Below are 23,533 nucleotides of genomic sequence, written 5' to 3' on the forward strand. Positions count from 1 at the left end.
GTAGGTAGAATTTTGTTAGAATCCGTTGGTATCAAAGCGTGTCAACCAGGCAGTCACTTTTAAGGAAGGTTATGACAGAGTTAATGATTAAACCAAGATTACGCTGGGCTTGCCGTCGCGGCATGTTGGAGCTGGATGTACTGCTGGCGCCCTTTGTTGAGGAGGGCTATGACGCGCTGAGTTTGCAACAAAAGCAAGATTTTGAGCGTTTGCTGGCATCTGATGATCCGGATTTATTTGCCTGGTTTATGGGGCATGGTAAATCAACTGACCCGGCTATCCAGGCACTTATTCAGCTGATACTGGACCGTGTCCGCGTATAATATCAGCTTAGCGCCGAGTAAAGTTTACCGGCGTTTATTACTGCTACTGGCAGCGCTACCAGCATGCTTGGTGGCGACGACCAGCATGAGTTCAATGCACGCCTTATTGGCTGCAGTGCCGCTGTTGCTATTTTATTGGCGCTGGTATGCGTTGTACTACCAACAACAGCAGCACCTTATGCTGACACTTAGCGACACTGGCGAGCTGTATTGGTTTGGCGCAGCATTGCCATCTGGCCAACTGCAACGTGTTGGTCTGGTAAGCCAGTATCTGTTGCGGCTGCGCTGGTACAGTGCGCCTGACCAGCGCTGTTATGATAAATGGGTATGGGCTGATCAGTGCACTGATGATGCGTTTCGTACTTTGGCCAGGGTGCTGAATCAGCGCAATTGGCCATCAGAGCGTAATGAAAACACAACGCTTTGACGGCCAGGCTATTTAGGGTTTCAAAATGGTTGGTTTGCTGTCTTGCTGCAGCGCTGGATAGTCGAGGTTGTAATGCAGGCCGCGGCTTTCTTTACGCGCTAAAGCACAGTGAATAATCAGTTCTGCTACCTGTACCAGATTACGCAGTTCCAACAGGTTATGACTGATGCGAAAGTGGCTGTAGTATTCCTGGATCTCACGTTGCAGCAATTCCACCCGATGCAAGGCGCGCTCCAGGCGCTTATTGGTACGGACTATGCCAACATAATCCCACATAAACAGTCTGAGTTCATGCCAGTTATGCGTGATGACTACTTCTTCGTCTGAATTGCTCACCCGGCTGTCATCCCACGGCGGCAGTTGTGCAAGTTCACTGCTGGGGTTTAACTGCGCCAGAATATGTGCAGCCGCCGCTTGGGCGAATACAATGCATTCCAGTAACGAATTACTGGCCATTCGGTTGGCGCCGTGCAAACCGGTATAGGCTACCTCACCAATCGCATATAAATTAGTCAGATCAGTTTGGCCGTTTAAATTTACCATTACGCCGCCACAAGTGTAATGTGCTGCAGGCACTACTGGTATGGGCTGGCGGGTAATATCTATACCCACGCTTAAACATTTGGCATAAATGGTAGGAAAGTGCTCGATAATAAAATCTTTTGCTTTATGGCTGATATCCAGATAAACGCAATTGGCACCTAAGCGTTTCATTTCATAGTCAATGGCGCGGGCAACGATGTCACGGGGCGCTAATTCGGCTCGTTCGTCAAAGTCGGGCATGAAGCGGCTACCATCGGGGCGTTTTAAATAAGCGCCCTCGCCACGCATGGCCTCGGTAATTAAAAAATTAGGTGCATCCGGGTGATATAAGCTGGTGGGGTGAAATTGGTTAAATTCCATATTCGCCACCCGGCACCCTGCACGCCAGGCCATGGCAATACCATCGCCGCTGGCAACGTCAGGGTTACTGGTATAAAGGTACACTTTACTGGCGCCACCGGTTGCCAGTGCCACAAAACGGGCCCGTACCAGTTCAACTTTAGCCGCCTCTTTGTTCCAGACATAGGCACCGTAACAGCGCTTAGCGTCAAGGCCTATTTTACGGCCATTAATCAGGTCGATAGCGTTGTAGTTTTCCAGCAATTCAATATTAGGGTGGGCTTTAACTTTGTCAACCAGCGTAATTTGGACTGCCTGGCCGGTGGCGTCAGCGGCGTGCAGAATACGCCGGTGACTGTGGCCGCCTTCGCGCGTAAGGTGGTATTTCAGACTGCCGTCGTTATCCTGATACTGATCAAACGGCACGCCCTGAGCAATAAGCCATTCCATCGCGGTTTTAGCGTTTCCGGCGGTAAATTGCACTGCAGCTTCGTCGCATAAGCCAGCACCGGCAACTAGCGTATCATCAACATGTGAGGCGATGCTGTCGTTTTCATCAAACACCGCAGCAATACCGCCTTGTGCGTATAGGGTAGAGCCCTCGCGCAGCGGCCCTTTGCTTAACACCAGCACTTTGGCTTTATCGGCCAGTTGCAATGCCAACGACAAACCGGCAGCACCGCTGCCAATAATTAATACATCACAGAGATATTCTTTTGCTTGTGTCATGCGATACACTGGCCATCATTCAAAGTCGGGCTATTGTAGCTTTTTTGCTAAACTTCGCAGAACTATTTCTGGTGGGCACGGTCATACCTGCACGCTAGACCAGCGCCAGTTAGTATAATGATTAGTATTACAGGGGATTAGCTCGAACATGAGCGAGCAAGAATTGGACTGGCAGATTGTCCAGCGGGTACAACAAGGCGATAAAGCCGCCTTTAATGTATTGGTAAAAAAATATCAGCACAGGATAGCGAACTTAATTTCCCGTTACGTCTCTAACCACGGAGACGTTGCAGATGTCGCGCAGGAAGCTTTTATTAAAGCCTATCGCGCAATTCCGGGGTTTCGTGGTGAAAGTGCGTTTTATACCTGGCTGTATCGTATTGCGGTAAACAGTGCGAAAAACTATCTGGTAGCTAATGGTCGTAAACCACCGGCAACAGATGTTGACGCTGAAGACGCAGAGTATTTCGAAGGTAGCGATGCCTTAAAAGAACAAGACTCACCGGAAAAACTATTATTGTCCGATGAGATACGTAATGTGGTGTTTAGCACCATTGAAAAATTGCCTGACGAGTTGCGTACTGCTATTACGTTGCGTGAACTTGAAGGGTTAAGTTATGAAGAAATTGCGGAAGTCATGGCCTGTCCGATAGGCACTGTCAGAAGTCGTATTTTTCGAGCACGCGAAGCAATTGATTTGCAGCTTAAGCCGTTAATAAGCTAGCAGTCAGGGCAAAAACCAGTAATTTAAGACAGGAAACACTATGTCGTTAGAAAATCAGGATTGGCTCTCTGCTGCCAGTGACAATCAGCCACTGACCAAAGCACAACTTGACAGTTTGCTCACTCAGGCTGAATACCAGGATACACTGCAGCGCTACCATCTGATCGGCGCCACATTGCGCCGTGAAACAGCAAGTGCCTTGCCAAATAACTTTGCTGACGATTTCGCTGCCAGCTTGGCAGATGAGCCAGTGTATCAGTTACAAAACGATCGTAATTTGTTGCAGCGCATTCGTATGACAGTAAGCGCGGCTGCAAATGGCCGCTGGTTACAACCGGTGGCACAGGGTGCGGTTGCCGCCGGTGTTGCATTAATGGCAGTATTTGGTATGCAGCAGTACCAACAGACAGGTAGCGCAGACAGCCTGTCGCCGCTGCCGGTATTGCAAACACAGCCAGTAGCTGGGTTTTACACGCCAGTAAGCTTAAGCCAGACAACGGTCGACGACCGCTTTGCCGAGCAAGAACAACAGGCAATGTTAGAGCAACAAAAGCGGCTGCAAGCGCTGTTAAATGCCCATCGCCAGCAAGTTAGGGTGTTGGAGCAATCACAGCAAGCTAGCCAAACCGAAAACAGTACGGTGAACAACGAGCAACAATAATGCGATTCTCTGGCTTATGTAGTGCCATAGTGTTACTGATGCTGTCTGGTCTGGCGCAGGCTGAGCAAAGCGGCTGGGCCTTGTTTGACAAAGTGCAAACCGCAGTGCGGCAATACAATTTCGATACGTCTTTTGTGGTGTTAAAAGGCGGTAAGGCTGATACTTACCGCTGGATCCACGGCCGCAGTGGCGACAACGAAATTGAACATCTTATTCCGTTAGACACCAATGGCGTAGATATACTGCGCCGTGATGCCCAGGTGTATTATTTACTGACCGACAGACCTGCTTTTGTTACCGAAGCCTCTAGCATCGCCGAGTTGCCTGCCCTATTGTTTGAAGCCAAAGACAATGTGAGTAAGCTATATAACGCGGTTGCTGGCAGCAGTTCGGTAATGTCAGGTCGCAGTGCGCAATTACTGCGCCTGACGGCTAAAGACAGTGGCCGTTATCATTATTGGTTGTGGCTGGATGACGAGACGGGTTTCCCGTTACGTATTGATACCTTGTCAGAGCAGCAAAATGCCTTAGAGCGTTGGTTGGTTACGCATATGCAAATTACTGCGGAGTTTCCAGACAATCTTAATGCCTTAATGGCGGCAGAGTTACCGCCAGCTGCGTCCGCAGTGGCGGCCGCAACACCACAATCAAGTCACCAATTAAACTGGATGCCGCAGGGTTATCAGCAAGTGTCTAATCCGGCAGATATCCCGCAGTTAGGTGGCAGTTTGTTGAGTTATTGGTTACTGAGTGATGGCTTGCATCAGGTATCGGTATTTGTGCAAAACGCCCAGCGTATGCCAACCCAAGCTTATCGTGATGGCGCAACGACTATTTACGTGGAAACTCAGAATCAGCTTGAAATAACAGTTATCGGCCCCGTGAGCATTGACACCGCGCGGCAATTGGCTGGCGCGGTGCGCTAATGGTGGAAGAAATTGCCACCGTTGTGCGCGCCGCTGACAATGGTCTTTGGCTGACAACAACACCGGTGGCCAGTTGCAACGCCTGTCAAGTCAGTGATGACTGTGGTACCGGTATTGTCGCTAAAACTATCACTCCCAGAACACAACACTTCTATATTGCCACTGAATTGCAATTGCTGCCGGGCGAACAGGTAAAAATAGGTTTGCACGAAGCTAGTCTGGTCAAGGCAGCACTTATGGTTTATTTGCTGCCGTTACTCAGTTTGATTTTGTTCACCATGGTTGGCTCTGGTTTGGCGCTGGCTGAAGGCTGGATTATTTTACTGGCATTACTGGGTGCCGGTATCGGTTTTATGTTGGCGCGCCAATACGACCGGTCGCAGGCCGGAGCGGTGCAGCTACGTATCTTACAGGTGTTACCCTCGCTGGCTGTCAGCCAACAGTCGCTTGCTAGCAGGCGTGCAATACCGTCATGGGGCAGCAGTGAATAACACATAGCAAGCTGACGCTGGATAGAGTACAATTCGCGCTAATTTATCGGAATAACCCGCGTAATTGCAGCAGACCCAAACGTGTTAACTCAGCGTCTGTGATCTGACATTACGCTTACAGTTTTGCGGACAACATGCCTAAACTTAATCACATCAGAAACTTTTCAGTTATTGCTCATATTGACCATGGTAAATCGACCTTATCGGACCGTTTGATTCAGTTCTGCGGCGGTTTATCTGATCGCGAAATGCAAGCTCAGGTGCTCGATTCAATGGATCTGGAGCGCGAGCGCGGTATAACCATTAAAGCGCAAAGCGTAACGCTGTATTACAAAGCCGATGACGGTGAAACCTATCAGCTGAACTTTATCGATACGCCCGGTCATGTCGATTTTACGTATGAAGTGAGTCGTTCACTGGCGGCATGTGAAGGTGCGTTGCTGGTAGTGGATGCCGGGCAGGGTGTTGAAGCGCAAACCGTAGCAAATTGCTATACCGCGCTGGAAATGAATTTGGAAGTTATACCGGTACTGAACAAAATTGATTTACCGCAGGCCGAACCCGAACGTGTTGCCGAAGAAATAGAAGACATTATCGGTATTGAAGCATTGGGTGCTGTGCAATGCTCCGCTAAAACGGGCATTGGCATTAAAGATGTGCTGGAAACCATTGTGAAAAAAATTCCGCCACCGGAGGGCGAGCCTGAACAAGCGACTCAGGCATTAATTATCGACTCCTGGTTTGATGCTTACCAAGGCGTTGTGTCGTTGGTGCGGGTGAAGCATGGCAGCATTAAAGCCAAAGACAAAATTAAAGTGATGTCGACCGGCCAGACATACGAAGTTGACAAAGTTGGGGTATTTAGTCCCAAAGCAACTAACACCGGTGAGTTAAAAACCGGTGAAGTAGGCTTCGTTATCGCCGGTATTAAAGAGATTAAGGGCGCGCCAGTAGGCGACACGCTGACGTTAGCGAAAAATAGTGCTGAAAAAGCCTTACCAGGTTTTAAACGTATTAAACCTCAGGTTTATGCCGGTGTGTTCCCGGTGTCGAGCGACGATTACGAAGATTTTCGTGATGCGCTGGCTAAGTTAAGCCTGAATGATTCATCACTATTTTACGAACCAGAAAACTCTGGTGCACTGGGTTTTGGCTTCCGTATTGGTTTCCTTGGTATGCTACACATGGAAATTATTCAGGAACGACTCGAGCGCGAATATGACCTGGATCTGATCACCACAGCACCTACCGTAGTGTACGAGGTGCTGAAAAAAAATGGTGAAACGGTCATGGTCGATAACCCCAGCGCTCTGCCGGCGGTAAATGACATTGACGAAATCCGTGAACCGATCGTTGAAGCGCACATTTTGGTACCGCAAGAATACCTGGGTAACGTTATTACCCTGTGTATCGAAAAGCGTGGCGTGCAAGTGAATATGAGCTACCACGGTCGCCAGGTCGCGGTGGTGTATGAACTGCCGATGGCAGAAGTGGTGATGGACTTCTTTGACCGGCTAAAGTCTACCAGCCGCGGTTATGCTTCATTGGACTATTCGTTTAAACGCTTTCAGACGTCAAATATGCAGCGCGTGGATATTTTGATTAACGGCGAACGTGTTGATGCGTTGGCCATTATCAGCCATATCGATTTTGCTCAGGGCCGTGGCCGTCAGTTGGCAGAAAAGTTAAAAGAGCTGATCCCGCGGCAGATGTTTGATATTGCCATTCAGGCTGCTATTGGCAATCACGTTATTGCTCGTACCACCATTAAACAGATGCGTAAAAACGTATTGGCGAAATGTTACGGTGGTGACATCAGCCGGAAGAAAAAGCTGCTGCAAAAGCAGAAAGACGGTAAAAAGCGAATGAAGCAGGTAGGTAATGTGGAAGTACCACAAGAAGCCTTCTTAGCCATTCTAAAAGTCGGTAAATAATTAAGGGATTTTATGGCGGGTTATTTTGCAATATTTCTGGTGCTGCTCACACTTGCCAGTGGATTAGTGTGGCTGTTAGATGCATTGGTGCTGGCACCCAAGCGTCAGCAAAAACTGGTACTAGCCCAGGCTTCGGCCGGTGGGCAATTACCAGTAGACAGCAGCGAAAGTCTGCTTAAAGAGCCGCAGATTGTTGAAACGGCGAAGTCGATTTTTCCGGTTATTGCGCTAATTACCATTTTCCGCTCTTTTATTTATGAACCGTTTCAAATTCCGTCTGGTTCAATGATGCCAACCTTACTAGTGGGCGACTTTATTTTGGTAGAGAAGTTCTCTTATGACGTGAAAGACCCTGTTTGGCGCAGTACCTTGTACAGCAATAACAAGCCGAAACATGGTGACGTGGCAGTATTTAAGTATCCTGAGCAGCCAACGGTCGATTACATAAAGCGTGTTATCGGTTTGCCAGGCGACAGGGTAATTTATCGCAATAAACAACTGTTTATCGAAAAAGCCTGTGCCGAGGGCCAAACTACCGGCTGTGGTAAGCTGGAAACGGTTGAGCTTAGCCTGAAAAATGAAGGTGAATATTATCAGGAGCGATACCCACAGCGCCGCTATACCGAGCAGCTTGGTGAGGTTGCGCACGATATTTTGCAAACGCCGGCACGGCGCGAACATACTGAATTTTTCTTTAAACAACGCGGTACCGCGATAGACGAATTTGTAGTGCCGGACGGCCACTATTTTGTGCTGGGTGATAACCGGGACAATAGCCGCGATGGCAGATTCTGGGGCTTTGTCCCCGAGCATAATATGGTCGGTAAAGCAGTATTTATCTGGATGAGTTTTGAATTTAATGAGGACCCACAGAGCTGGCTTCCAGGCTGGGTTCCAATAGGTGTGCGGTTTGACCGGCTTGGTCCTATTCACTAAGCTAAAAGCGCATTCCGTTAAGAGATAAGCATGCAAAAATCGTTAACAACACTGATGGTTCGCCTGGGCTATCAGTTTCAACAAATAGCATTACTGGAGCAGGCCCTGACGCACCGCAGTTGCAAAGGACAGCATAACGAGCGGCTGGAATTTCTCGGGGATGCGGTGTTAAGTCTGGTGGTGGCCGAAACCCTGTTTGACAATTTTCCAAAAGCCCGTGAAGGTGATTTAACCCGTATGCGTTCTACTTTAGTTAAGGGTGTCACGCTGGCTGAAATAGCCCAAGAGCTGCAGTTGTCAGAGTATTTACGCTTAGGGCCCGGTGAGCTGAAAAGCGGTGGCTTTCGGCGTGAGTCTATTTTGGCCGATGCAGTGGAAGCTATCTTAGGTGCAATATATCTGGATAGTGGTATGGCGGCGTGCAAAGAGCGCATTTTGTTCTGGTTAGGCGCGCGGCTAGAAAATATTACCCCGGGCGAGCAGAAGGACTCAAAAACGTTGTTGCAGGAATATCTGCAAGGGCTACGCTTAGCCTTGCCGGTGTATGACGTTATTGCCACCGTTGGCGAGGCGCATCAACAAACCTTTACCGTACGGTGCACCATCGCTGGCATGGCGCCCATTACCGCTACCGGCAGTTCACGCCGTAAGGCAGAGCAGGACGCCGCTCATATGGCGCTGGAAAAAATTAAGCATGACAGATAACACCGCATTACCTACCTATGCCGCTTTGGCTGCAATTGTTGGCCGGCCCAACGTAGGTAAGTCAACCTTGCTAAATAAGCTGGTAGGACAAAAGGTTAGTATCACCTCAAAAAAGCCGCAGACTACCCGGCACCGTATTGTCGGCATTGATACGCGGGACAACTATCAAACAGTTTATGTTGATACCCCAGGGCTACATATTGAAGAAAAACGCGCCATTAACCGGTTAATGAATAAGGCCGCCGCCAGTTCAATTCTTGATGTTGAATTTGTGCTGTTTGTTGTTGAGGGCACGCGTTGGACAGACGATGATCAAATGGTGCTTAACCGCTTAATCGCCGCAAAAAAGCCGGTGATCCTGGTGGTGAATAAAGTTGATTTATACCGCGACAAAGATACCTTATTGCCGCATTTACAATGGCTGGGTAGCCAGCTTAATTTTGTCGATGTGGTGCCGCTTTCGGCAGAAACCGGCGACAACGTGGATGCGCTGCGTGCTGTGGTGCAGCAGCATTTACCTCCTTGCGAGTTTTTCTTTCCTGATGATTACGTTACCGACCGCTCAATGCGCTTTATGGCCGCTGAAATAGTACGTGAAAAATTAATGCGCTTTTTAGGCGACGAGCTGCCGTACTCAGTAACAGTTGAAATTGAACGCTTTAAATGGGAAGAAAAGCACTATCATATTGCCGCTTTAGTGTTGGTTGAACGTGAAAGCCAAAAACGTATGGTTATAGGCAACAAAGGCGAGCGTATTAAAACCATAGCTACCGAGGCGCGTATTGATATGGCGTCGATGCTGGAGCAACCGGTATTTCTGCAAGTGTGGGTTAAAGTAAAATCGGGCTGGGCCGATGACGAGCGTGCATTGCGCAGTTTAGGTTACGGCGAAGATTAAACCATCATATGCACACTGAGCTCTGGCCTGCTTACATACTGCATAGCCGCCCGTTTAGTGAAGACAAACTGATTGTACAATTATTACTGCCGCAACTTGGCCGGTTGTCGGCTGTAGTGCGTAAACGTCAGGGCAAGCGCCGTTTAGCCTTGCAGCCATTTCAACTGTTTGTGCTGCAACTGTCAGGCCGCAGTGAGCTGAAGACCGTAACCAGCATTGATGAAGCGACAGCGGCGTTGCAGTTGCGTGGCAAGGCGTTGTACAGCGGCCTTTACCTGAATGAATTGGTATGCCGGCTTTGGCCAGACAACCTGGCTGCCGAGCAGTTGTTTGGCATGTATCAGCATAGCCTGGGGCAGTTACAAGATGTTAGCGCAGGCAAAGCTGAATTGGAGCCTTGCCTGCGTGAGTTTGAGTTTGCGCTATTGGCTGAGCTGGGTCAGCCCATAGACTGGCAGTATGCTGCAGACGGCAAGCCACTGCAGCCGGATTTGCACTACCAATGGCAACATGAGCACGGCTTTGTGCCCGCATTGCAGGGGTTTGCTGGCCAAGATTTACTGAATATTGGCTGCGGGCAATGGCAAGATGCACAGACCCGCTTGTGTGCAAAGCAGCTAAGCCGGCACATTTTATCTCCCCGGCTTGGCAGTAAACCGCTGGCCAGTAGAGCCTTGTTTGAGCAAGGTTAGTTAATGACTTTATAGTTTTGGAGTAACGCATGCATAAGCCTATCTTTCTTGGTGTTAATATCGATCATGTGGCCACATTACGTCAGGCTCGCGGCACTTATTATCCTGAGCCGGTGCATGCGGCGTTAATGGCAGAGCACGCCGGCGCTGATGGCATTACGGTACATTTGCGTGAAGACAGGCGGCATATTATTGATCGCGATGTTTTTTTACTGCGCCAGACTATTGCTACCCGGTTAAATTTCGAAATGGCGGTGACCGACGAAATGTTGGCTATTGCCACCGAGTTAAAACCACACTTCGCCTGCTTTGTGCCAGAGAAACGACAGGAGCTAACCACGGAAGGCGGGCTGGAAGTCGCCGGGCAACTAAGCCGCATTACTGATGCCGTCACGCAAATGCGTGAGCAGAATGTGTTGGTATCACTGTTTATAGATGCCGATCATAGCCAAATTGAGGCGGCTGCTCACGCAGGTGCACCTTATATCGAAATTCATACCGGTAAGTACGCCGAGACGCAGGATGCCGCAGAGCAAGCCGCAGAGTTGGCTCGTATTCGCAGTGCAGCAGAGTTCGCAGCATCGCTTGGTTTAATCGTCAATGCTGGACATGGGTTGCATTACCATAACGTGCAAGCCATTGCCGCGATACCACAGATGTATGAGCTGAATATCGGCCATGCCATTGTGTCTCGCGCGGTGTTCAGCGGTTTAGACGCTGCGGTGCGAGAAATGAAACGTTTAATGGTTGAGGCTCGCCGCTAAATGGCCATTGTCGGGCTGGGTACCGATATTGTTGAAATAGCCCGAATTGAACAAAGCCTGATACGCAGTCCTGCACTGCAGCAGCGCGTGCTTACTTTGGCAGAGCAAGCGATTTATCAACAGTTGCAGCAAAGCCATCCTGGCAATGCGGCACGTTATTTTGCTAAACGTTTTGCGGCGAAAGAGGCCGCAGCCAAGGCGCTTGGTACCGGCATTGGCCGTGGGGTATCGTTTCAACATTTCAGTGTTAGCAACAACGCCAATGGCGCGCCACAGCTGGCGTTAACTGACTATGCGGCAGAGTACGCGCAGCAGCTGGGCGTGACGCATATTTGGCTATCCATTACAGACGAGCAGGCCTACGCTGCCGCAACGGTTATTCTCGAGCGGCAATAAGGCTTTTACCAATCTGACCATTGCTGACTTTCCTGGTAAAGCGCCTGCAGCACATCATCCAGCTCGAGAAACTCAGGCTCCAGTTCAGTCAGGTTCTTGCCTTGTTTCAGGTTCGTTTCAATTAATTCCGCCAGATCTTTTAATCGGGGTACGCCAGTGTAGCAGCAGGCACCATGCAGTTTATGCACCTGTTGTAGTAGTTGTGCGCTGTCGTGGTTTTTCAGAGCGTGCTGCAACGCCTCGCGTGTCGCGGGCACACTGGCCAGTAACATCTGAAGCATTTCTTTCATTAGGCTACACTTACCGCCTGCGCGTTCAAGTGCAGTAGGCCAGTTCACTAGCTTGCTGGCTGGCCAATTAGGTAACTCTGGTAGTATACGGCTGGCAGGGCAAAACTCCTGCAGGCTGCATTGCAGCATTTTTTCGTCCAGGGGTTTGGTTAAAAATTCATTAAACCCCAGCGTTAGTAAGCGCGCACGCTCGCCATCTACGGCATGAGCGGTAACGGCAATAATAGGCGTGTGCTCATTAAGTGAACTCTGCCTGATCCTATGACAGGCAGTAATGCCGTCCATCACTGGCATATTGATATCCATAAAAATAATATCATAAGCATGTTGAGTGGCTTTATGCCAAGCTTCTGCGCCATCACGGGCGGAGTCAACTTGTTCAACTTGTTCTGCCAGTAAGGTATTGATCAGCTTTAAATTGGCATCGTTGTCATCCACTGTCAGCACTTTTAGACTGACTTGTTGTTTAACCTGGTTTGGCGTTTCGGCGGCGTTCATGCTCAGATACGGTTGTGCCAGGGTGTGCGCCAGTTTACGGATATGCGGCGGTTTAGACAGGCACGCATCGGCCCCTGAGCTGAGCAAAGTTTCACGCAGGTGCGGCGACAACGTATTAACCAGAAGGTAGGTGTTGTCACAATGCGGTTTAACCTGCTGCATTAGCGTCAGCACTTGATTAACCTGGTTAATCGCGATAGTCCGGCCAATCAAGCCGATATCGTAATGTTGCTGATGTGCCAGTGCCTGCTGCAGCTGGCCTTTGGTGGCACAAGCAGTGACCTGCAGTCCCCAATGATGTAACAAGCTAAGGATGGCTTCCCGGGAATGCTGCTGTGGCTCAAAATACAGTAATTGCTTGTTCTCCAGTACTTCCAGCGGCAAGCAGTCTGCCACCGATAAATGATGGCGCTGACATTTAATGGTGAACCAAAATGTAGAGCCCTCGGCTTGTTTACTTTCGAACCCCAGGTTGCCACCTAACGCTTGCACCAGCCGCTGAGAAATCATCAGCCCTAAACCCGAACCACTTTGATGGCTGCGCGGATCCTTGCTGGTAAAACCTTGAAATAACATAGTTTGTTGATCATCGCTGATGCCGCGGCCGGTATCTTGTACCGAAACATGCAGGATCAGTTGATCTTCATTCAGTAAGGTTGCAGAGACCCGAATGACAATGCTGCCATGGTCGGTAAATTTGATAGCATTGCCGGCAATATTCATCAGTACCTGAATAAACCGGCCGGGATCTGCAATTAAGTCATCCGGACAGCCTGGCTCAATCATTAATACCAGCTCGAGGTGTTTATCAAAGGCATTAGCGGCCAGTAGTTCTATGGCATCATTCAATATATCCCGTAATGAAAACGGTTCAGGATTTACCGCCAGCCGGCCTTCCTCCAGTTTGGAGAAGTCCAGCACATCATTAACCAGATGCAGTAGGCTATTGGCCGATTTTTGAATTGTCGTCAGATAGTCATGTTGGCTGCTGGACAACTGAGTTTTCAGCAACTGCCGGGTAAATCCGATAACACCATTTAATGGTGTGCGCAGTTCGTGACTCATCTTGGCCAGAAACTCTGATTTCTGCCGGTTTTCTTCTTGCGCTTTACGTTTGGCGAAATCGAGCTGAATATTCTGTACTTCAAGCTGTTCCATGCTTTGTTGCAAGTCGCTGGTAACTTGCTCGATATGCTGCAGCATATCTTGTTCCTGGCTGGTTAACTGTTCACCCAGTTGATTCAGACCCTGCTGCAGTTGTGCCAGTTCATCAACATTATTTTCTACCGCCTGGCTGGTATTGTTGCCTGACAATAACTGGAGAATATGCTGCTGCATTGTTTGTAGCGGGCGGTAAATACGACGCAGTAAATAAACCGCCGGAAAACTGGCCAATAATAAGCATGCCAGCAGCAGCAGCAATGCATTGAACAACAGTGTTTGTTGTTGCAAATGTAGTTGGTTAAGCTCGAGTTGCAACAGCAAGTACGCCTGGTTAGCTTGCTGGCCAGGTGTGCGGTCTAACTGCAGTGGCAGATAAAGCAGAATACTGTTGTCTTGACGCACGGTAAGCCCGCTGGCACTAAGCTCGCTGGCCGATTGCAGGCGCTGTTGTGTATTGTAACGCTGGGCATTAGTGCTAAGCAGCAGCTGATTATCCGCAGTTAGCAGCGAAATATTGCTTAGTAAGGGCGAATTTAGCCGGTGGCTGGCATCCAGCAGGTGTTTTAATGCGGTAATATTGTTTCGGCTGAGTAAGTCTTGTGTGCTGATCGCTAACGGTAAAGCGACCTGTCTGGCACGTTCAATTACCGAAAGTGTTAACTCCTGATAACGAACATAGCTAAAATAGCCAACGCAGAATACACTTGCCAGCACTGCAGGAAACAGGCTGCATAATAGTAACCAGGAACGTAAACTCATTTTTGTCATTGCTGCAGGCTGTAAAATAGTCGCTGTTGCAGCGATAATGACATAAGACGCCGCGCTTGCCTACAATACGCGCTTGGCTATAAATCTATAGAGAGCCCATGGTTAACATATACAAAGCCAAACCCAAAGCCAGCCTGCTGGGAAAAGCCCTGACATTTAGCATCGACAAAGCCGATTACGAAGTACATGGCATAAGCCGCCAGGCAGACAAAATTGCGTTTGTCAGTGCTGCATTGCCCGGTGAGCAGGTACAAGCCAAGATCACGGAAGATAAAGCCGGTTTTATTAAAGCCACGACAATAAAAGTGCTTAAGGCCTCGCCATTGCGGGTTACGCCGCCGTGCCAGTTTGCCAAACTGTGTGGCGGTTGCCAGTTGCAGCACCTGGCGCCGCAGGCGCAGCGTGAACTAAAGCAGCAGGGAATTGACGAACTTATCCGCCACCAAACAGGTTTGCAACTGTTGCCATGGCACCCTATGTTGTCGGCAGAGGATAGCGGCTACCGACGCCGGGCGCGTATTGGTATTTGGTATGATAAAAAGCTGCGCCGCTTTAGTATTGGTTTTCGCCAGCAGGCTGACAAACAAATTGTCGCGGTAACGCATTGCATGGTGTTATCGGCCGCGCTGACACCGGTGTTTGATGTGCTGAATAAAGTACTACCACAATTAAACGATGCCAACGCGGTTACGCACGCTGAGGTGCTGCAAACCGATGAAACAGCCTTTGTTATTTTGCGCCATGTCAAAGCGCTCACTGTAGCAGAGCAGCAGTTGTTTGTTGCAGCCTGGCCCGAGGCTGTTTGGTTGGGCGAAGCCGAACCCGGCCAATTCAGTTATTGGCAGCAGCCGCGCATTGCGCAATATCAGTTACCTGTGCAACAGCTTACTTTACAGTTTTCCCCCGATGACTTTATTCAGGTTAATGCCGAGCTGAACCAACAAATGGTAACGCAGGCGCTAAGCTGGATGAACGTAACCCCTGCTGACAGCGTATTGGATTTGTACTCGGGTATCGGCAACTTTACTTTGGCATTGGCACAGCGTGCCAAAAAGGTGCACGCGCTTGAGGGCGTAGCGAAAATGGTGCAACAGCTGGCAACCAATGCTAAGTTAAACGGTCTTAGCAACATAGACGTTAGCCAGGCTGATTTACATTTGCCCTGGCCCAAAGGCGGCTGGAACCTGCCGCAGTATAGTAAGGTATTGCTCGATCCGGCCCGGGCTGGGGCCATGGGTGCGGTTGAGCAAATTGTTAAGCTAAAACCGGCACAGATATTGTACGTGTCGTGCAACGCTGCCACCTTTGCCCGTGATGCCAAGGTGCTGTTGCAGCAGGGCTACAAGTTAGAAAAAATTGGCGGTGTGGACATGTTTCCACACACCAGCCACCTGGAATTAATGGCGTTGTTCAGCAAGCAGTAAACAGAAGGAACAGCAGATGGTAAGGGTTCGCCAGTCGCACAGTACAGACTACAACAGCGGTGAAACGTTGGAATGGTTATGCTCGCTGGGCTTGACTGAGAAGAAAATCAGTAGCGTAATGATGGGCGCAGAGTGGCTAAAGCAACACCAGCTTACCGAGCCTGAGCCAGCAGTACGTAATGGCTGGGAAATGGTCGAGATTTTAGCCGAATTACGTATGGACAGTGACTCGCTGCTGGCGGCGTTATTGTTCCCGTTATTAGAAGCCGGGCTGGTCAGTATTGAACAGTTGGAGAGTGCGTTTCCGGTTAACGTGTTAACCATGCTACGTGCCGTGCAGCAAATGGAAGCTATCCGCACTATTCCCACCGGGCCTAACCAGAGTGTAAACCCTCAGCAGGCAGACAATCTGCGCCGCATGTTACTGGCGATGGTAGAAGATGTGCGCGCCGTGGTAATTAAGTTGGCAGCGCAAATTTGCTATCTGCGTGAAGTAAAAAACGCCGACGAAGAAACCCGGGTACTGGCAGCAAAAGAAACCAATGCTATTTTTGCTCCGCTAGCAAACCGTCTGGGTATCGGCCAGTTAAAATGGGAATTGGAAGATTTAGCCTTTCGCTATTTGCATCCGCAGTTATATAAACAAATCGCCGGCTTACTTGAAGAACGGCGGCTTGACCGCGAGCAATACATGCAGGATTTTGTCACTTCGATTCGGCAGAAAATGGCCGATGCCAGTTTAACGGTTGAGGTGTATGGTCGGCCGAAGCATATTTTCAGTATCTGGAAAAAAATGCAGAAGAAACAACTGGCCTTTGATCAGTTGTATGACATTCGTGCCGTGCGGGTTGTTACGGAGCGGGTGCAGGATTGCTATGGTGCGTTGGGCATTGTGCATACCAGCTGGCGTCATCTGCCAAAAGAGTTTGATGATTACATCGCTACGCCAAAACAAAACGGTTATCAGTCAATTCATACCGTGGTGCTGGGGCCACAGGGGCGGCCGGTTGAAATTCAAATCCGCACCCGGCAGATGCATGAAGACTCAGAGCTGGGTGTAGCGGCACATTGGCGTTACAAAGAAGGCGCTGTAGCCGGTAAAGACGGCGCTAATGATGAAAAAATTGGTTGGCTGCGTAAAATCCTGCAGTGGCAGGAAGATGTGGTCGATAGCAGCGATTTAGCCGAAGAGCTGCGTAATCAGGTGATTGAAGACCGGGTTTACGTATTTACGCCAAAAGGCGATATTGTCGATTTACCTATCGGCTCAACGCCGCTGGACTTTGCTTACTACGTGCACTCCAACGTGGGACATCGCTGCATTGGTGCTAAGGTGTCTGGTCGCATTGTGCCGTTTACTTACCAGCTGAAAACCGGCGACCAAGTTGAAATTCTTACCGGCCGTGAGCCAAACCCAAGCCGTGACTGGCTAAACCCGCATTTAGGCTACTTAAAATCCAGCCGGGCACGGTCTAAAGTGCAGTATTGGTTTCGGCTACAAGACAGAGATAAAAACCTGGCTGCCGGCAAAGAGCTACTGGACACTGAACTAACCCGCTTAAATTTAGTAATGGAGTACCCGGCTAAAGTGCTTAGCCGCTTTAATGTCAACAGTATGGAAGAGCTGCTAGTTGGTATGGGCGGTGGCGAAATAAAAGTCACCCAGGTGGTGCACTTTATTCAAAGCCAGTATGTAAAAGATGAGCCCGAAATAGATCCGCGCTTAATTACCAAGCCGCTGCCTGCGACCAAAGCGAAAAGTGATGTGGTGGTGCAAGGCGTAGGTAACTTGTTAACGCATATGGCCGGTTGCTGTCACCCGCTGCCGGGTGACGCCATTATTGGCTATATCACCCAGGGGCGGGGTATTGCCATTCACCGTGATGACTGTGATCAGTTTAAAACACTGCAAGACAGCCACCCGGAACGGGTAGTTGATGCCACCTGGGGCGACAAATATGCTTCGGGTTACGAGGTGGATATTCGCATCGTGGCGCACGACCGTAACGGTTTGTTGCGTGATATAACCAGCATTTTGGCCAATGAAAAAGCCAACGTTACCAAAATGAGCAGTAGCTCAGATATTAAGGCGCAAACAGCAGTGATCAGTATGACCATGGAGCTGTATAACCTCGACTCGCTAAATAAGCTATTAAGTAAAATCAGCCAGATAGATGATGTGGTAGAAGCCAAGCGTTTTCATCACTAAACATAAAGAGAGTGTTGTGTCAGACAATATTAGCCGGCTGTTGAGTATAATGAGCCGCCTACGGGACCCGCAAAGTGGCTGCCCGTGGGATTTAAAACAAAGCTACGCCACTATAGTGCCGTATACGCTGGAAGAAGCTTACGAAGTGGCAGATGCCATTGCGCGGCAAAGCTTCGACGAGTTAAAAGACGAGCTGGGTGATTTACTGTTTCAGGTAGTGTTTTACGCCCAAATGGCCAAAGAAGAAGGCCGTTTTAACTTTGATGATTGCGTGGCAGCTATTTGCGACAAGTTAGAGCGGCGCCATCCGCATATTTTCAGCGATGCGACTGCAGAAGATGCTGACACTGTTCTTAGAAACTGGGAGGCGCTGAAAAGTGCTGAGCGCAAAGACGTTGGGCAACACAGCGTGCTGGACAATATTCCACAAGCTATGCCAGCACTAAGCCGGGCGTATAAGCTGCAAAAACGCTGTGCCAATGTCGGTTTTGACTGGCCAACAGTAGAGGGGTGCTGGGACATGGTAAAAGAAGAAATTGTCGAAGTAGAGCAAACTGCAGCTGGCAGCCCCGAGCTGGCCGAAGAGCTGGGCGATCTAATGTTTGCACTGGTTAACGTAGTGCGCAAACATAAACTTGATCCGGAAGCGGTGCTGCGCGCCGCCAACACCAAGTTTGAAAAACGATTTCGCGCGGTAGAACAAGCCTTAGCAGAGCAGGGCAAAAGCCCCGAGCAGTCAGACTTAACGGAAATGGATGCGCTATGGCAATCTTTAAAACATAATTGTTAGTGATTTGTTTATTTTGTATTTTTTCATCGTTAGAGTGTGTTGCTCTAACCGATGGAGATTTTATGTTTCGCTATCAACTTGTCATCGCAGTACCTCTGTTGTTGCTGTCAATATTTACCCCAGGCCATGCCATTGAGTCTCCGTCTGTCTTTGAGAAGTCAGAATTAATTTCTATCGATAGTAATAATCTCTCAGCTGAAGCTTTCTGGCGCTCATACACCAGCACTCTTCAAGCAGATAAATATGCTGCCAGATACTATTTACTTGGTGTGATGGATGCTACAGAGGGTAAAACCTGGTGCAGTTATCAACAGTTTAAAACCATCTCGCTGCGTGATTACTTAAATGGTTATTTTAATAAGCTTACCAAGCCACAGCTGCAACAACGTGCTTCATCAGTTATCGAAGCAGCTTTGATTGAACTTAGTGCATGTAAAGGGAATTTATGAAACCAAGTTACGCTACTTTAAAGAAAAATCACTATTCTTTAAGCACCTCAATCTTTCCTGTCTGCATCACAATACCGCATCCTTTACCCCCGGTATTTAACATGGCGGTGTAAATGAACAGTCGTATTTTGAGCTACATACTGGCGTTAATTTTCTTCGCTTCGGGCGGGGCTAAATTATTGTCGTTGCCATTCGAAGTTGAAGCCTTTGCTCGCTGGGGTTATTCAATTGAATTTATGTATTTCACTGGTGCCATTGAATTAGTTGGCGCGCTAGGATTACTTTTGCCTCGACTGTCATCATTCACTTCTCTATGTCTGGGAGGGCTTATGCTTGGCGCTATTGGAACGCACCTTGCTCACAACGAGTGGTTAATGTTCTCTGTTGCTTCTGCTATAGCGGTAGCAGCATTCTGGCGTGGCTGGTCTGGCCGGGACGAGATTCGTCAGTTAATCACAACTCTTCGCTGCAAGTAGTAGCTCTAGCGCATGCTAAACTGCTTAAGTAAAGCGAAGCGCTTGTAGCGCTTCGCATTGATTAACGGTTAACTTTCTTCTGCTTCGATTACTGGTGCGCTATGCCCGGCGCGGCTGTGTTTATCGCGTAACTTACCCACTACCGAACTCAGCTTACGTTGCATTTTGTCGGCGGCGCCGGTGATGGCCTGCCCCACAGTGGCAGCATGCTCAGTTATTGCCAGCGGATCTAGGCCTTCAAAACGGGCTTCGAGCAGGCAGCGTTTGTCGTGGCCATCATTTTTCTGCTGGCCATTCTCGTCACTTAAATGCACTTCAATCCGGGTCAGATGATCGGCAAAACGGCTAAGTTTAGTGTGCAGTGTATCGCGGATAAATTCAGCTAAGCGCTCGTCTGATTGGATATGACGGTCTGTATGAACTTGAATTTGCATAGGCTACTCCTGTGATTGACAAAATAGCGGGTTAAGCTTTATTAACTGACCCCGCTGGCGTCGATTGGTTTCCGTTTGCTATTACTTATCTTGTGGCAGCAAGCATTTTAGTCAAGGCACCAGTGGCGAAAAAATTACTGCGCTGCTGAGCGTCGCATATAAATCACATTAGCCTGCAGCTTTACGTTGAGTGGTGCAGCTCGCTTTGCTATACTTTCCGCCCGTCCTGATACCAATTCTTGCACAATCGTTGTACCCCTGTGTTACCGCACCGGGCGCATAGTGTTTTGTAGTTTTGGTATTCATCTATTGATTAACATGGTCTCAGGGGTCTCATGACTACAAGATATATCTTTGTGACGGGTGGTGTGGTTTCCTCCTTAGGTAAAGGCATTGCTGCAGCGTCATTGGCAGCCATTCTGGAAGCGCGCGGCCTTAAGGTCACTATCCTTAAGCTAGACCCCTACATTAACGTTGACCCGGGCACGATGAGCCCTATTCAACACGGTGAAGTATTCGTTACCGAAGACGGTGCTGAAACCGACCTTGACCTTGGCCACTATGAGCGTTTTATTCGCACTAAGATGACCAAACTGAATAACTTTACCCAAGGCCGTATTTACGCCGACGTATTGCGCCGTGAGCGCCGTGGCGATTACCTGGGCGCTACCATTCAGGTTATTCCGCATATTACCAACGAAATAAAAAGCCGTGTTGTTGCGGGTGCTGAAGGTTATGACATTGCTATCGTCGAAATTGGCGGCACGGTAGGCGATATTGAATCGCTACCGTTTTTAGAGGCCATTCGCCAGCTCGGCACTGAAGTGGGCCGCGAGCGCACCCTGTATATGCACCTTACGCTGGTGCCTTATTTGGGCACTGCTGGCGAGATCAAAACCAAGCCCACTCAGCATTCCGTGAAAGAGCTGCGCTCTATCGGTATTCAGCCAGATATTCTCGTGTGCCGCTCTGATCGGGCTATTCCATCAAACGAGCGCGCCAAAATTGCCTTGTTTACCAATGTGGAAGAAAAAGCCGTTATTTCACTTAAAGATGTGTCTAGCATTTACCAAATTCCGGCGCTGTTAAAGTCACAAGGCCTGGATGATTTAGTATGCCGCCGTTTTTACATTGAAGCGCCGGAAGCTGATCTGGTTGAGTGGGAGCAAGTGCTGTATCAGGAGTCAAACCCAACAGGCGAAATTACTATTGGTATGGTGGGTAAGTATGTTGAGCTACCCGATGCGTATAAATCGGTCAACGAAGCACTGGGCCACGCGGGCTTGAAAAATCGTGTTACAGTGAATATTAAGTACATTGATTCGCAAGATGTCGAAAGCAAAGGCGTTGGCATTTTAGCCGGGCTTGATGGCATTTTAGTGCCGGGCGGCTTTGGCGAGCGCGGTGTTGAAGGTAAAATTTTAGCCGCACAGTACGCCCGCGAGCACAAGGTAGCTTATCTGGGTATTTGTTTGGGGATGCAGGTTGCTTTAATTGAATTTGCCCGTAACGTGGTCGGCATGAACCATGCGCATTCCACCGAATTTAACAAAGATACACCTTACCCAGTTGTGGGCTTAATTACCGAATGGCGTGATGCCGACGGTGCTGTAGAAACCCGCACTGATAAATCAGATCTTGGCGGCACTATGCGCCTGGGTAGTCAAAACTGTAACCTTATAGACAATACTAAAGCCCGTGAAATTTACGCCAAAGCGGTTATTCAGGAGCGGCATCGCCACCGTTATGAAGTGAATAACAACTTACGGCCACAATTAGAAGAGGCAGGATTAGTGGTATCGGGTTTGTCGGCCGACAACCAACTGGTAGAGATGATAGAAATACCATCACACCCGTTTTATGTCGCCGGGCAATTTCACCCGGAGTTTAACTCGACACCACGCGATGGTCATCCGCTGTTTCAGGCCTTTGTCGCAGCAGCGTACAAAGCGCAGAAGCAGCAACGCGTATAACTTGTGCTAAGCCGGGAATTTTACCCGGCTTTTTCGTTTTAACAGGGAAATTTAAGCATGTCTGAAATAGTAAAAATTATCGCTCGTGAAATTATGGACTCACGTGGCAACCCTACAGTAGAAGCCGATGTGTATTTAGCCAGCGGTGCTATGGGTCGTGGCTGCGCGCCGTCAGGTGCATCTACCGGTTCACGCGAAGCCTTAGAGCTGCGTGACGGTGACAAAAGCCGCTATTTAGGTAAAGGCGTAACCAAAGCGGTTGCTAATATCGATGGTGCAATTCAAGCGGCGTTAAAAGGCCAAAATGCCTACAATCAGGCTGAAATCGACCAGATCATGATCGATTTAGACGGCACCGAAACTAAAAGCAAGCTGGGTGCGAATGCCATTCTGGCGGTGTCACTGGCAGTAGCTCGCGCTGCAGCTGCTGACAAAAAGATCCCGTTGTACCAGCATATTGCGGATTTAAACGGCACATCTGGCGTGTACAGCATGCCGGTGCCGATGATGAATATTATCAACGGTGGCGAGCACGCCGATAACAACGTGGATATTCAGGAATTTATGGTGCAGCCGGTTGGTGCTAAAACCTTCGCAGAAGCGCTGCGCATGGGCGCTGAAATTTTTCATAGCCTGAAAAAAGAGCTGCAAAAGCGCGGCTTAAATACCGCTGTCGGTGATGAAGGCGGTTTTGCACCGGATTTAAAATCAAACGAAGAAGCGTTGTCGGTTATTGTTGAAGCAGTAAAAGCGGCCGGCTACCAGATGGATAAAGACATTACGTTGGCGCTGGACTGTGCGGCCTCTGAATTTTACAAAGACGGTAAGTACGTTTTAAGCGGTGAGAACAAGAGCTTTGATTCTTACGGCTTTAACGATTATTTAGCCGGTTTAAGCCAGCGTTATCCTATCGTGTCTATTGAAGATGGTTTAGACGAAAGCGACTGGGATGGCTGGAAAGACTTAACCAATAAAATTGGTAGTAAAGTGCAGCTGGTAGGTGATGATTTATTCGTTACCAACACCAAAATTTTAACCCGCGGTATTGAGCAGGGCATTGGTAACTCTATCCTGATCAAATTTAACCAGATTGGCTCGTTAACCGAGACGCTGGCCGCGATTAAAATGGCCAAAGATGCCGGCTTTACGGCGGTTATTTCACACCGTAGTGGCGAAACTGAAGATGCCTTTATTGCTGATTTAGCTGTGGGTACTGCTGCAGGCCAGATTAAAACCGGTTCACTGTGCCGCTCTGACCGGGTATCGAAGTATAACCAATTGCTGCGCATCGAGCAGGAACTTGGCAACAAAGCGCCATACAAAGGCCGCAGTGAAATTAAAGGCCAATAATTGCTGCACTGTAGGCTAAGATGTTTAGCCTATTGTCTGGTAGATAGTCAAAGCCACCACGCGGTGGCTTTTGTTTTTGCTGCACAGTCGAGGTTAAGCTAATCTGGTTTAAGATTATACGGCTATAACATCCGTCACACTTGCTTTGTCACAATGACCGGTTAATATCTTTACATCTTAGCCCGGCATATGCGCAAAACCGTAACCGTACTACCTTAGT

23 protein-coding genes are annotated in these 23,533 nt (G+C 48.9%); 20 read left to right on the forward strand and 3 right to left on the reverse strand.

Going from position 1 to position 23,533, the window contains the following annotated elements:
• Nucleotides 1-71 precede the first annotated feature (71 nt).
• A complete protein-coding gene (locus I4W93_RS00220; RefSeq protein WP_205312534.1) occupies nt 72-323 on the forward strand; it encodes an FAD assembly factor SdhE in 252 nt (83 codons plus the stop codon).
• On the forward strand, nt 310-750 hold the full coding sequence (locus tag I4W93_RS00225) for a protein YgfX (RefSeq protein ID WP_205312533.1): 441 nt from the start codon (nt 310-312) through the stop codon (nt 748-750). Before I4W93_RS00220 ends, I4W93_RS00225 begins: the two co-directional genes overlap by 14 nt.
• Nucleotides 751-762: 12 nt before the next feature.
• On the opposite strand, the gene nadB is transcribed toward I4W93_RS00225, so the two are convergent.
• Nucleotides 763-2,361: an L-aspartate oxidase gene (gene nadB / locus I4W93_RS00230; protein WP_205312532.1), complete on the reverse strand. Its 1,599-nt coding sequence runs from the start codon at nt 2,359-2,361 to the stop codon at nt 763-765.
• Between the two features lie 148 nt (nt 2,362-2,509).
• On the opposite strand from nadB, the gene rpoE reads away from it, so the two are divergent.
• The 11 genes from rpoE to acpS all read left to right on the forward strand — a co-directional run bounded on the left by rpoE (nt 2,510) and on the right by acpS (nt 11,488).
• Entirely contained in the window at nt 2,510-3,085 is a 576-nt protein-coding gene (gene rpoE / locus I4W93_RS00235) for an RNA polymerase sigma factor RpoE (protein ID WP_205312531.1), read from the forward strand.
• Between the two features lie 40 nt (nt 3,086-3,125).
• Nucleotides 3,126-3,746, forward strand: a complete 621-nt coding sequence (locus tag I4W93_RS00240) for a sigma-E factor negative regulatory protein (protein WP_205312530.1) — start codon at nt 3,126-3,128, stop codon at nt 3,744-3,746.
• Complete coding sequence (locus I4W93_RS00245) at nt 3,746-4,672, forward strand: MucB/RseB C-terminal domain-containing protein (protein WP_224673181.1); 927 nt, start codon at nt 3,746-3,748, stop codon at nt 4,670-4,672. Before I4W93_RS00240 ends, I4W93_RS00245 begins: the two co-directional genes overlap by 1 nt.
• Complete coding sequence (locus I4W93_RS00250) at nt 4,672-5,163, forward strand: SoxR reducing system RseC family protein (RefSeq protein ID WP_205312529.1); 492 nt, start codon at nt 4,672-4,674, stop codon at nt 5,161-5,163. The genes I4W93_RS00245 and I4W93_RS00250 overlap by 1 nt, the downstream gene beginning before the upstream one ends.
• A 134-nt stretch (nt 5,164-5,297) precedes the next feature.
• On the forward strand, nt 5,298-7,097 hold the full coding sequence (gene lepA / locus I4W93_RS00255) for a translation elongation factor 4 (RefSeq protein ID WP_205312528.1): 1,800 nt from the start codon (nt 5,298-5,300) through the stop codon (nt 7,095-7,097).
• A 12-nt stretch (nt 7,098-7,109) separates the two neighbouring features.
• Nucleotides 7,110-8,033, forward strand: coding sequence for a signal peptidase I (gene lepB / locus I4W93_RS00260; protein WP_205312527.1), 924 nt, complete (start codon nt 7,110-7,112; stop codon nt 8,031-8,033).
• 30 nt (nt 8,034-8,063) lie between these two features.
• On the forward strand, nt 8,064-8,738 hold the full coding sequence (rnc, locus tag I4W93_RS00265; RefSeq protein ID WP_205312526.1) for a ribonuclease III: 675 nt from the start codon (nt 8,064-8,066) through the stop codon (nt 8,736-8,738).
• Nucleotides 8,728-9,636 carry a GTPase Era gene (gene era, locus I4W93_RS00270; RefSeq protein ID WP_205312525.1) on the forward strand — a complete coding sequence of 303 codons (909 nt, stop codon included), beginning with the start codon at nt 8,728-8,730 and terminating at the stop codon, nt 9,634-9,636. The genes rnc and era overlap by 11 nt, the downstream gene beginning before the upstream one ends.
• An 8-nt stretch (nt 9,637-9,644) precedes the next feature.
• Nucleotides 9,645-10,328: a DNA repair protein RecO gene (recO, locus tag I4W93_RS00275; RefSeq protein WP_205312524.1), complete on the forward strand. Its 684-nt coding sequence runs from the start codon at nt 9,645-9,647 to the stop codon at nt 10,326-10,328.
• 29 nt (nt 10,329-10,357) lie between these two features.
• On the forward strand, nt 10,358-11,092 hold the full coding sequence (pdxJ, locus tag I4W93_RS00280) for a pyridoxine 5'-phosphate synthase (RefSeq protein ID WP_205312523.1): 735 nt from the start codon (nt 10,358-10,360) through the stop codon (nt 11,090-11,092).
• Complete coding sequence (gene acpS, locus I4W93_RS00285) at nt 11,093-11,488, forward strand: holo-ACP synthase (protein ID WP_205312522.1); 396 nt, start codon at nt 11,093-11,095, stop codon at nt 11,486-11,488.
• Between the two features lie 5 nt (nt 11,489-11,493).
• Here the strand turns inward: acpS and barA are convergent, their stop codons facing one another.
• Nucleotides 11,494-14,199 carry a two-component sensor histidine kinase BarA gene (gene barA / locus I4W93_RS00290; RefSeq protein WP_205312521.1) on the reverse strand — a complete coding sequence of 902 codons (2,706 nt, stop codon included), beginning with the start codon at nt 14,197-14,199 and terminating at the stop codon, nt 11,494-11,496.
• A 107-nt stretch (nt 14,200-14,306) separates the two neighbouring features.
• Between barA and rlmD the strand changes: the two genes are divergently transcribed.
• From rlmD to I4W93_RS00315, 5 genes are all read left to right on the forward strand, one after another.
• A complete protein-coding gene (gene rlmD, locus I4W93_RS00295; RefSeq protein WP_205312520.1) occupies nt 14,307-15,632 on the forward strand; it encodes a 23S rRNA (uracil(1939)-C(5))-methyltransferase RlmD in 1,326 nt (441 codons plus the stop codon).
• A 16-nt stretch (nt 15,633-15,648) separates the two neighbouring features.
• Entirely contained in the window at nt 15,649-17,841 is a 2,193-nt protein-coding gene (gene relA / locus I4W93_RS00300) for a GTP diphosphokinase (protein WP_205312519.1), read from the forward strand.
• A 16-nt stretch (nt 17,842-17,857) separates the two neighbouring features.
• Nucleotides 17,858-18,631 (forward strand): nucleoside triphosphate pyrophosphohydrolase, encoded by a 774-nt coding sequence (mazG, locus tag I4W93_RS00305; RefSeq protein WP_205312518.1) that lies wholly within the window; start codon nt 17,858-17,860, stop codon nt 18,629-18,631.
• Between the two features lie 62 nt (nt 18,632-18,693).
• A complete protein-coding gene (locus tag I4W93_RS00310; protein ID WP_205312517.1) occupies nt 18,694-19,080 on the forward strand; it encodes a Rap1a/Tai family immunity protein in 387 nt (128 codons plus the stop codon).
• Nucleotides 19,081-19,193: 113 nt separating this feature from the next.
• On the forward strand, nt 19,194-19,556 hold the full coding sequence (locus I4W93_RS00315; protein ID WP_205312516.1) for a DoxX family protein: 363 nt from the start codon (nt 19,194-19,196) through the stop codon (nt 19,554-19,556).
• 68 nt (nt 19,557-19,624) lie between these two features.
• On the opposite strand, the gene I4W93_RS00320 is transcribed toward I4W93_RS00315, so the two are convergent.
• The gene (locus I4W93_RS00320; RefSeq protein ID WP_205312515.1) at nt 19,625-19,990 is read right to left on the reverse strand and encodes an HPF/RaiA family ribosome-associated protein; all 366 of its coding nucleotides are present in this window, start codon (nt 19,988-19,990) and stop codon (nt 19,625-19,627) included.
• A gap of 335 nt (nt 19,991-20,325) precedes the next feature.
• Between I4W93_RS00320 and pyrG the strand changes: the two genes are divergently transcribed.
• Both pyrG and eno read left to right on the forward strand, forming a co-directional pair.
• On the forward strand, nt 20,326-21,963 hold the full coding sequence (gene pyrG / locus I4W93_RS00325) for a CTP synthase (RefSeq protein WP_205312514.1): 1,638 nt from the start codon (nt 20,326-20,328) through the stop codon (nt 21,961-21,963).
• A 57-nt stretch (nt 21,964-22,020) separates the two neighbouring features.
• Nucleotides 22,021-23,313 (forward strand): phosphopyruvate hydratase, encoded by a 1,293-nt coding sequence (eno, locus tag I4W93_RS00330; protein WP_205312513.1) that lies wholly within the window; start codon nt 22,021-22,023, stop codon nt 23,311-23,313.
• Nucleotides 23,314-23,533: the final 220 nt, after the last annotated feature.

Origin of the sequence: Rheinheimera maricola (assembly GCF_016918075.2) — a bacterium.
In the GTDB taxonomy this organism is placed as follows: domain Bacteria; phylum Pseudomonadota; class Gammaproteobacteria; order Enterobacterales; family Alteromonadaceae; genus Alishewanella; species Alishewanella maricola_A.

Coding starts and splice junctions, on each gene's coding strand:
- I4W93_RS00220 (WP_205312534.1), top strand. CDS start 72: ATGACAGAGTTAATGATTAAACCAAGATTACGCTGGGCTTGCCGTCGC.
- nadB (WP_205312532.1), bottom strand. CDS start 2,361: ATGACACAAGCAAAAGAATATCTCTGTGATGTATTAATTATTGGCAGC.
- rpoE (WP_205312531.1), top strand. CDS start 2,510: ATGAGCGAGCAAGAATTGGACTGGCAGATTGTCCAGCGGGTACAACAA.
- I4W93_RS00240 (WP_205312530.1), top strand. CDS start 3,126: ATGTCGTTAGAAAATCAGGATTGGCTCTCTGCTGCCAGTGACAATCAG.
- I4W93_RS00245 (WP_224673181.1), top strand. CDS start 3,746: ATGCGATTCTCTGGCTTATGTAGTGCCATAGTGTTACTGATGCTGTCT.
- I4W93_RS00250 (WP_205312529.1), top strand. CDS start 4,672: ATGGTGGAAGAAATTGCCACCGTTGTGCGCGCCGCTGACAATGGTCTT.
- lepA (WP_205312528.1), top strand. CDS start 5,298: ATGCCTAAACTTAATCACATCAGAAACTTTTCAGTTATTGCTCATATT.
- lepB (WP_205312527.1), top strand. CDS start 7,110: ATGGCGGGTTATTTTGCAATATTTCTGGTGCTGCTCACACTTGCCAGT.
- rnc (WP_205312526.1), top strand. CDS start 8,064: ATGCAAAAATCGTTAACAACACTGATGGTTCGCCTGGGCTATCAGTTT.
- era (WP_205312525.1), top strand. CDS start 8,728: ATGACAGATAACACCGCATTACCTACCTATGCCGCTTTGGCTGCAATT.
- recO (WP_205312524.1), top strand. CDS start 9,645: ATGCACACTGAGCTCTGGCCTGCTTACATACTGCATAGCCGCCCGTTT.
- pdxJ (WP_205312523.1), top strand. CDS start 10,358: ATGCATAAGCCTATCTTTCTTGGTGTTAATATCGATCATGTGGCCACA.
- acpS (WP_205312522.1), top strand. CDS start 11,093: ATGGCCATTGTCGGGCTGGGTACCGATATTGTTGAAATAGCCCGAATT.
- barA (WP_205312521.1), bottom strand. CDS start 14,199: ATGAGTTTACGTTCCTGGTTACTATTATGCAGCCTGTTTCCTGCAGTG.
- rlmD (WP_205312520.1), top strand. CDS start 14,307: ATGGTTAACATATACAAAGCCAAACCCAAAGCCAGCCTGCTGGGAAAA.
- relA (WP_205312519.1), top strand. CDS start 15,649: ATGGTAAGGGTTCGCCAGTCGCACAGTACAGACTACAACAGCGGTGAA.
- I4W93_RS00310 (WP_205312517.1), top strand. CDS start 18,694: ATGTTTCGCTATCAACTTGTCATCGCAGTACCTCTGTTGTTGCTGTCA.
- I4W93_RS00315 (WP_205312516.1), top strand. CDS start 19,194: ATGAACAGTCGTATTTTGAGCTACATACTGGCGTTAATTTTCTTCGCT.
- I4W93_RS00320 (WP_205312515.1), bottom strand. CDS start 19,990: ATGCAAATTCAAGTTCATACAGACCGTCATATCCAATCAGACGAGCGC.
- pyrG (WP_205312514.1), top strand. CDS start 20,326: ATGACTACAAGATATATCTTTGTGACGGGTGGTGTGGTTTCCTCCTTA.
- eno (WP_205312513.1), top strand. CDS start 22,021: ATGTCTGAAATAGTAAAAATTATCGCTCGTGAAATTATGGACTCACGT.